Annotated in this window: 1 protein-coding gene and 1 pseudogene; both read right to left on the bottom strand. The window is 46.2% G+C overall.

What is annotated here, in order from left to right:
- Positions 1–169: pantoate--beta-alanine ligase (locus tag ACTHUR_RS17050; RefSeq protein WP_440399883.1), on the bottom strand; the 169-nt coding region annotated here is incomplete at its 3' end.
- A gap of 119 nt (positions 170–288) precedes the next feature.
- Positions 289–556 (bottom strand): annotated as a pseudogene (locus ACTHUR_RS17045) (3-methyl-2-oxobutanoate hydroxymethyltransferase); the annotation flags it as partial.

The raw sequence follows: 556 nt of genomic DNA, 5'->3' as shown, positions 1-556 counted from the left end.
GCAGGCGGTTGACAAAAATACTGACCACAACGTTATCGGCACGTTTTTTCGCTTCGCGCACCAGCGCAAGATGGCCTTCGTGCAGATTGCCCATAGTCGGTACAAATGCCACTTTTCCGGCAGTTTTGCGCCACTCGCGCAATTCTTTAATCGTATGAATGATTTGCATGGTTTGAAAAATCCTTTATCTTTTCCGCTGTTTCATCAACGGAAATCACGCGCCGATTATACGCTTTTATTCATTAAAAAGGCCGTCTGAAATAAGTTTCAGACGGCCTGGTTTTTATTTTATCCGGCAAACGTATGTTCGACAGACGGGAACGTTTTTGCTTTGACTTCATCCACATAGGCTTTGACCGCAGCTTGAACGCTGTCTTTACCCTGCATAAAGTTTTTCACGAATTTGGCGGTTTTACCGGGGAAAATGCCGAGCATATCGTGCATCACCAAAACCTGACCGTCGCAATCCACGCCTGCGCCAATACCGATGGTTGGGCAAGAAACTGTCTAGGTTACTTTTTTCGCCAACTCTGCAGGAACGCATTCCATCAATACG

Source organism: Neisseria sp. P0021.S007 (genome assembly GCF_051956855.1).
The sequence above is the reverse complement of the archived record's forward strand: the minus strand, read 5'-3'. Positions and strand labels throughout refer to the sequence as shown.